General features: G+C 73.0%; 3 protein-coding genes and 1 pseudogene. 3 read left to right on the top strand and 1 reads right to left on the bottom strand.

The window, feature by feature from the left end; genetic code table 11:
* From I53_RS23475 to I53_RS23465, 3 genes and pseudogenes are all read left to right on the top strand, one after another.
* A pseudogene (locus I53_RS23475) lies at positions 1-315 on the top strand (hypothetical protein); the annotation flags it as partial.
* A 553-nt stretch (positions 316-868) separates the two neighbouring features.
* Positions 869-1,783: a manganese catalase family protein gene (locus I53_RS23470; protein ID WP_043355261.1), complete on the top strand. Its 915-nt coding sequence runs from the start codon at positions 869-871 to the stop codon at positions 1,781-1,783.
* A gap of 309 nt (positions 1,784-2,092) precedes the next feature.
* A complete protein-coding gene (locus tag I53_RS23465; protein WP_043355260.1) occupies positions 2,093-4,228 on the top strand; it encodes a S9 family peptidase in 2,136 nt (711 codons plus the stop codon).
* Between the two features lie 127 nt (positions 4,229-4,355).
* Here the strand turns inward: I53_RS23465 and I53_RS23460 are convergent.
* The coding region (locus tag I53_RS23460) for an AsmA-like C-terminal region-containing protein (protein WP_043355259.1) at positions 4,356-7,589 on the bottom strand (3,234 nt) is incomplete at its 5' end.

The following is a 7,589-nucleotide window of genomic DNA, read 5'->3' as shown; positions in this document are numbered from 1 at the left end:
CCGGCAACGAAGCCGGCAGAAGTCCTGATCAAGGATTTTCGCCGAGCCACGCGCCGGCAGTTCTCGGCCGAGGAGGAGACCTGCATCGTGCTGGACGGCCGCGCCTGGATGTTGGGCGGGGATGCGCCGACCTTCTCGGACATCACGCTGGCGACGGCGGTGGCTTTCTCGAAATTCCCCGTCTGCGCCACGCCGCTGGACGAGCGGTTCGAGCACCTCGATGCCTTCTGGCGGCGATGGCAGGAGCGCCCGGCGTTTCGAGCGGCCTACGCCGATCGCAGCAGCGGCGCGCCGGAGCTGGACGACCGTCAGTAACCCCGGCGCGTGATACGGCGGTGATGGGGACCGGCCCGATCGCGAATGCCTCGGCGATCGGGGCCGATCTACCCTCTCACGGGAAGGGCGAAGCGTCCGCTCCGGACGTGATGTCTGCAATCCCGGGTGTGGAACGGCACCTGGCGGCCGCTTTCCACCGCGAGCCGAAGTTGACGGATGCGGGGCTGCTTTCGGACTCGGCCGACGGCCGTCCCGGCGGCCGGCATGGGTCGGAGGCGGATGCCCCCTTCGGCGCGACGCGCCAGGGGCCGCGCCCCGTTCCAAGCCGAAGCTGCCGGCTGACCGACAAGGGGCCGCGCCCCGGAAGCGGCGACGGCGTTCCGCACGGCCGACAGGGGGCGAAAGCGGGCCGGCCGGTGCGGATGGATACGCGACGGGCTGCTTCTCAGCTGCCACCGTATCGAGGCGGAATTCGTAATCCCGCCTGGCGTAATTGCCAGATCCCGCACCTGTCGATCTGCGAGGCGACAGGAACAATCATCCGCCCGAACAGATGCCATCTTGCGCACACCGCGCAAACGGAGCTGCTCGCATGTTCATGAAGCTCGACCGCCTTCAGGCTGAACTGCCCCAGCCGAAGAAGCCCGATCCCAACGCCGCTGCCGCCCTGCAGGAGCTGCTCGGCGGAAAATACGGCGAGATGTCGACGCTCGGAAACTACATGTTCCAAAGCTTCAACTTCCGCAACAAGTCGAAGCTGCGCCCTTTCTACAGCCTGGTATCGAGCATCTTCGCGGAGGAACTCGGGCATGTCGAGCTGGTCTCAACCGGCATCGCCATGCTGAACAACGGTCCGGGAGACGACACCGAGGAGGTCGACGTCTCCAAGGCCCCCTTCCACGACATGCAGGACATCCGGCTGGCCGGCAGCTTCCTGTCGAACGGCGGCGGCGCGACACCTGTCAACTCGAACGCCCAGTCGTGGAACGTCGACATGGTCACGACCACGGGCAACATCATCATCGACCTGCTGCACAACTTCCACTTGGAGTGCGGCGCCCGCCTGCACAAGCTGCGCGTCTACGAGACCCTGACGGACCCGACCGGTCGCGAGGTCTGCGGCTATCTCCTGGTGCGCGGCTCGGTCCACGCCCACGCCTACGCGCTGGCGCTCAAGAAGCTCACCGGCGTCGAGATCGAGAAGATGCTGCCCACGCCGAACATCGTCCTCGACAAGATACCGGAATGCCAGAAATACCTGCAGGAGGGCTCGCACCGGCGCCTCTACCGGTTCAGCCCCGACGACTACAAGGAAGCGGCGGGCGTGTGGTCGAACGACGAGGTGGCGCTGCCCGGCGATCCGCCCGGCAACCTGGAAGTGGTGGACGGTCTGCCCGAGGGTGGCAAGATCCCCGAGCTCGACGGCAATTACGGGGCATTCGCGCCCAACTACGCGCCCCAGGAGATCTTCGAGATCGCGAGCAAGCTCTACAAGAAGAGCCGCTGAACGGACGACAGTGGATGGAGATCGCCCCGCGGATGCGACGCCGCGGGGCGCCGAGGCTCTCTCGGCGGCTCTCTCGGAGGCTCTCTGCCGCTCGGACGGCCGAGCCGATGGCGTTCAGACCCTGGGCGCGGTGCGCCCGGCCCGGATGCCCCTGGACGGCGGGGTGACGCAGATCCCGGGATCACCGCGCCGTTCTGCCCCGCAACACAGCCCTCGCCCTGCCGCCCTGCGCCCCGGGTGCCTTGCATCCCGGCGCCGGGCGGGACACATCCCGTCACCCGAACGTGACGGGACCCGACGGGAGAGACAATGACGGAGATCGGCCACGGCTTGCTCGCTCACCGGTCCGGCGCGCCGGTCGCCGAGGTCCGGCCGCGACGCTTCAGCGTCCACGGGCAGGAGATCACCGACGATTACGCCTGGCTGAAGGCCGAGAACTGGCAGACGGTCCTCAAGGACCCGTCGGCGCTGCCCGACGACATCGCCGCCTACCTGAAGGCCGAGAACGCCTTCGCCGAACAGGCGCTCGCCGGGAGCACGGAGCTGCGGCGGCAGCTGGTCGCCGAGATGCGCGGGCGCATCCAGGAGGACGAGAGCGGCGTCCCGGAGCCGGACGGGCCCTTCGCCTACTACACCCGCCATCGCGCGGGCGGCCAGCACCCGCTGATCTGCCGGCGGCCGGCCACGTCGCCCGACGTGCCTGAAACGGGGCCGGACCCGGACGAGACGATCCTCATCGACGGCGACCGCGAGGGCGAGGGCCTGCCGTTCTTCGAGATCGCCGCCGCGGTGCATTCCGACGACCACGAACGACTCGCCTGGAGCGCCGACACCAAGGGCTCGGAACTCTACACGATCCGGGTGCGCGACGTCGCCACCGGCCTCGATCTCGACGACCGGGTCGACGCGACCTCCGGCGAGGCGGTCTGGGCCGCGGACGGGGCGAGCTTCTGGTACGTGGCGGTGGACGCCAACCACCGGCCCGCAAAGGTCATGCGGCACCGCATCGGCACGGGGCAGAGCGAGGACGAGACCGTCTACACGGAAGCCGATGCCGGCTACTTCGTCCATATCGGCAAGACCCAGTCCGGCGCCTTCCTCGACGTGACGGTGAGCGACCATGAGACCTCCGAGGTCCGGCTCCTCGACCGGCACGCGGAGGACGCCCCCTTGCGCCTCGTCGAGCCGCGCACGCCGCTGCTGATCTACGGGGTCGAGCATCGCGGCGACCGGCTGTTCATCCGCACCAACGCGGACGGCGCCGAGGACTTCAAGATCGTCACCGCGCCGCTGGACGATCCGGGCCGCGCCCTCTGGACCGACCTCGTGCCGCACCGGGCCGGGGTGATGATCCGCCACCTGCACCTGCTCACCGGCCACCTGATCCGTCTGGAGATCGAGAACGCCAAGCCGCGGATCGTCGTGCGCGACTTGGCCGACGGCGCCGAGCACACGGTCGCCTTCGAGGAGGAAGCCTATTCCCTCGGCCTGCGCGCCGGCCTCGCCTTCGACACGGCCACGATCCGCTTCGTCTACGCGTCGATGACGACCCCGTCGGAGACCTGGGACTACGACTGCGCGGCCCGCACGCGGGTCCTGCGCAAGCGTCAGGCGGTGCCGAGCGGCCACGATCCGGCCGCCTACGTGACCCGGCGGCTCTTCGCCACCGCGCCCGACGGCGCGCAGGTGCCGATCTCGCTGCTGCACCGGCGGGATCTCGTCCTCGACGGCAGCGCGCCGCTGCTGCTCTACGGCTACGGCTCCTACGGCACGCTGATGCCGGCGGCGTTCCGCACGAACCTGCTGAGCCTCGTCGACCGCGGCTTCGTCTACGCGATCGCCCATATCCGCGGCGGCACCGAGAAGGGCTGGCGCTGGTACCTCGACGGCAAGCGCGAGAAGAAGCCCAACACCTTCACGGACTTCATCGCCTGCGCCCGGGCCCTGATCGCGGCGCGCTACACCGCCGAGAAGCGCATCGTCGCCCATGGCGGATCGGCGGGCGGGATGCTGATGGGGGCGGTGGCCAACCTCGCGCCGGAGCTGTTCGCCGGAATCGTCGCCGACGTCCCCTTCGTCGACGTGCTCAACACCATGCTCGACGCGGAGCTGCCCCTGACCCCGCCGGAATGGCCCGAATGGGGCAACCCGGGGGAGAGCGAGGCCGCCTTCCGGACAATCCTGTCGTACTCGCCCTACGACAACGTCGCCGCCAAGGACTATCCGGCGATCCTGGCGCTCGGCGGGCTCACCGACCCGCGCGTCACCTACTGGGAGCCGGCCAAGTGGGTCGCGCGGCTGCGCGCCACCATGACGGGCGGCGGGCCGGTGCTCCTGCGGATCAACATGGAGGCCGGCCACGGCGGCGCCGCCGGCCGGTTCGACCGGCTGGAGGAGGTGGCGCTGATCTACGCCTTCGCGCTCATGGCGGTGGGGAAGGCTTGAGCGCCGTCGTCCGTGCGGGCGCATGGCCCATGACGGCGATGACGGGGCCATGACGGGGCGCGGCGCCTGAGGCGTTCAGAGGGGCCGGTCCCACGGAGATGGGAGCTGCCTCAGGATGCGGCCGGCCTCATGGTCGGACCTCGGCGGGAGCCGGCGGTTGGGCGATCCCCTCGTCCGGATTGCGGGCCCGCTTCGCCGCCTCCTCGGCGGCCTTCTCCGCGGCGGCTTTCTCCGCAGCCGCTTTCTCGGCGGCAGCCTTCTCGGCCGCAGCCTTGAGAGCCGCCGCGCGGGCCCGGTCCATCTCGATCCGGGCGCGGCGGCGCTGCCGCTCCACCTGGTCGGCCTCGGTCAGCTCGATCGTCTCCAGCTCGCGCTGCAGCACGAAGGCGGCGAGGCCGTTCGACAGGGTGCCGACGTCCAGTACGCGCTCCGGCGCGCCGAGGGGCCCGGTCAGGCCGAACTGGACCGCGGGCGGGCCGGCATTCCAGCCCCGGGGGACCGGGCCGCCCACGAGCGTGCCGCGGACGTCGAGGCGGCCGGCGCGCAGGTCGTAGCCGACGGTGCCGGCCCAGCGGGCCGGGCCGAGATCGAGGTCGAACGGCCCGGCCCGCAGGACGCCGCCCACGATGGTGGCGGCGGCCCGGGCGGATCCCCGCGCCTGCCCGCCGCCCCGGGCGAGTTCCTCGGTGACCAGGGCCTGGAGCCGCCCCTCGCGGAGCGGGTCGTCCATCTCGGCCGCCCGGGCCAGCACCCGGCCGAGGGCCGCGGGATCGGCCGCGGGCAGGCTCAGATCGGTCAGGGTGAGCGCGCCGCTGCCCGAGAGGCTGTCGGCGAGGCCCGGCAGGGTCTCGGCCGTGGCGGCGAACCGCAGATCGGCGCTCAGGCGGCCGCCGATCGGGCCGCCGGCCAGCGTCGGGAGCGCCGCACCGTCGAGGCTGCCCGAGCCGGAGACCGCGGCGCCGGCCCCGAGACGGGCGATCGTCACCGAACCCACGAGCCGTCCCCCGGCGAGCTTGCCGGACAGGTCCCGCAGGATCAGGTTCCCATCGTTGAGGCCCAGGGCGGCCGTCGCCTCCGTGGCGACGAGGCCGCGCCCGAGATCCAGGCTGGCGACGCGGGCGTCGAGGGACAGGGCCGGATGGGCCGTTGGCGGCCCGAACGTGCCGTTCGCCCCCGGCGGGATCACCAGGGCGGCGGCGAGCTGCGGCACGGACAGGCGGTCAAGGGCGAGGCGGCCGTGCAGGGCGCCGCCCGCCGCCCGCAGCAGCGTCCCGTTCACCCCCGAACCCGCGACCGTGCCGGCGATGGCGGCGGCGGCCTCGCCCTGCTGCCGCGACAGCGTGACGGTGAGGTCGGCCGGCCACGCGCCGGGGGCCAGGGTCGCGGCGCCGGCGAGCGTCAGGAACGGCGCCAGATCGGCCGTGTCGGCCCGGACTTCGCCGCCCGTGGGCACGAAGTCGGGACCGACCAGGATCGGGCGGCCGGTGGAGAGCCGGAGGCCCGCGACCGTGCCGTTCGCCGTCAGAGCGAGGGCCTGCCCGTCCGGCCGCTCGGCCGTCACGTGCAGTTCGGCGGGCTGCTGGAGGCCAACGATGTCGGAGCGGCCGAACCACGCCCCCGCCCGGGGCGCGGTGAGCGTGGCGGTGCCGCCCTCGATCCGCGTGCCGCGGCTCGCCAGGGTCAGGTCGAGGGTGCCGCCGCCGGCGCTGCCCCGCGCCTGAGTCCGCAAAGCCGCGGCCGCGCCGCCCGCCCGGTCGAGGGTGACGGCGAGGTCGAGGGGCGCGTCCCGCAGGACGGCGGGCAGCAGGCGGATCTCGCCCACCCAGACCCGCTCGAGCAGGCCGAGCAGCGGCGCCGCCGCCGGGGCCTTCAGCCGTCCGGAGACGCGGCCGGTCCCGTCCGCGCCGATCTGGCCGGACAGCCGGGCGCTGGCGCCGGCGAGATCGGTGACGTCGAGGCTGTCGACCGTGAGGCCGGCGCCGTCGGACTGGATCCGCGCCGCGATCGTCCCAGTGCCGGAGCCCGTGGCGCCGAACCGGACATCCTTCGCTTCCAGGGTCAGGGCGAGGTCGGTGTCGCGCAGGGTCCCGAGCGTCGTCCCAAGGGGCGGCAGGCCGGCGATGTCGAGGCCGCTGGCGCGGATCTGGGCCTCGAACCGGCCGCGCTCGGTGCCCTCGGCGGCGGTGTAGCGGGCGTTGCCGGTGATCCGCGCCGGTCCGAGTCCGAGGCGCAGGTTGCGCAGGGACAGGCCGGTGGCGGCGGCCGACAGGTCGGCGGCGGCCTCGACCGTGCGCCCGTCGAGGAGCGCGACGAGGGGCCCCTCGGCGCCGAGGCGGCGCAGATAGCGGCCCAGCGCCTCCGAATCGGGGGCGGTGAGCGCCACCGGGCCGGTGAAGCGCAACGGGGCCGTCTCGACCTGCCCGCTCGCCGCGACGGTGGCGTCGGCCGGGCCCGTCACCGACAGGCGGCGCAGCAGCAGGCCGCCGGCCCGTTCCAGGGTGCCGGTGAGGGCGAGGTTCGACCAATCCTCGCCGCCGAGCACGGCGCTGCCTACCGTGAGGTCGAGGTCGAGCATGGCCGGCAGGCTGCCGGCCGAGCGCGGCAGGCCGCGGCCGATCAGGTTCTGGCCCTCCGCCGAGGTCAGGAAGGCGTCGAGGTCGAGGCGGCGGGCCTCGAGGGTCAGGCCGCCGCGCCACTGGCGGAGATCGAGCCGGCCGGTGCCGCCGAACCGCAGGCTCCGGCCCCCGGGATCGATGGCGAGGTCGACGCCCTCGAACCGCACCTGCGTACCCCGGGCCTTGAAGGTGCCGGCCAGCGAGAAGGGCAGGTAGGCGCCCGCGGCCTGGGTCGGCGGCCCGACGACGAGGCGCGCCGAGCCCTCGGCCTCGACCAGGGAGCCGCCGGCTTCGCTCGGCGCGAGGCCGAAGCGTGCATCCGCCTCGAAGCGCGGAGCCGCGTCGCCGCCGCCGGAGATCTTGGCGGCGAGGCGCCCGTCGGGTCCCGGCGTGCCGCTCACCGCCCGGAACGGGATGCCGCCGCTCGTCCCCTCGACCCGCCAGGGGCCGACCAGGGCCGGCGCCTGCAGGTGCAGGTCCTGGACGTAGAGCTGGTCGGTCCGCCCGGTGGCGGGCACCTGCGTGGTGACCAGGAACTGCTGGATCTGCAGGTTCTCGATCGCGAGGTCGCGGTCGCGCAGGGCGCCACCGAAATCGGCCGGCAGCTTCAGGGCGTCGGGGCCGGCGACCGGGAGCTTGATCTCGGCCCGGCCGATCCGGGTCTCGGTGAAGCGGAACTCGCCCTTCAGGAGCGGCGCGAGGGCGATCTCGGCCTTGACGAACCGGGCGTCCAGGCTCGGCCGTCC

It is taken from the genome of Methylobacterium sp. B1 (assembly GCF_000333255.1).
In the GTDB taxonomy this organism is placed as follows: Bacteria; Pseudomonadota; Alphaproteobacteria; order Rhizobiales; family Beijerinckiaceae; genus Methylobacterium; species Methylobacterium fujisawaense.
This window is presented reverse-complemented; position numbering and strand designations above follow the sequence as displayed.

Excerpts from the sequence above, each read along its gene's own strand:
- I53_RS23470 (WP_043355261.1), top strand. The coding sequence starts at position 869 with ATGTTCATGAAGCTCGACCGCCTTCAGGCTGAACTGCCCCAGCCGAAG.
- I53_RS23465 (WP_043355260.1), top strand. The coding sequence starts at position 2,093 with ATGACGGAGATCGGCCACGGCTTGCTCGCTCACCGGTCCGGCGCGCCG.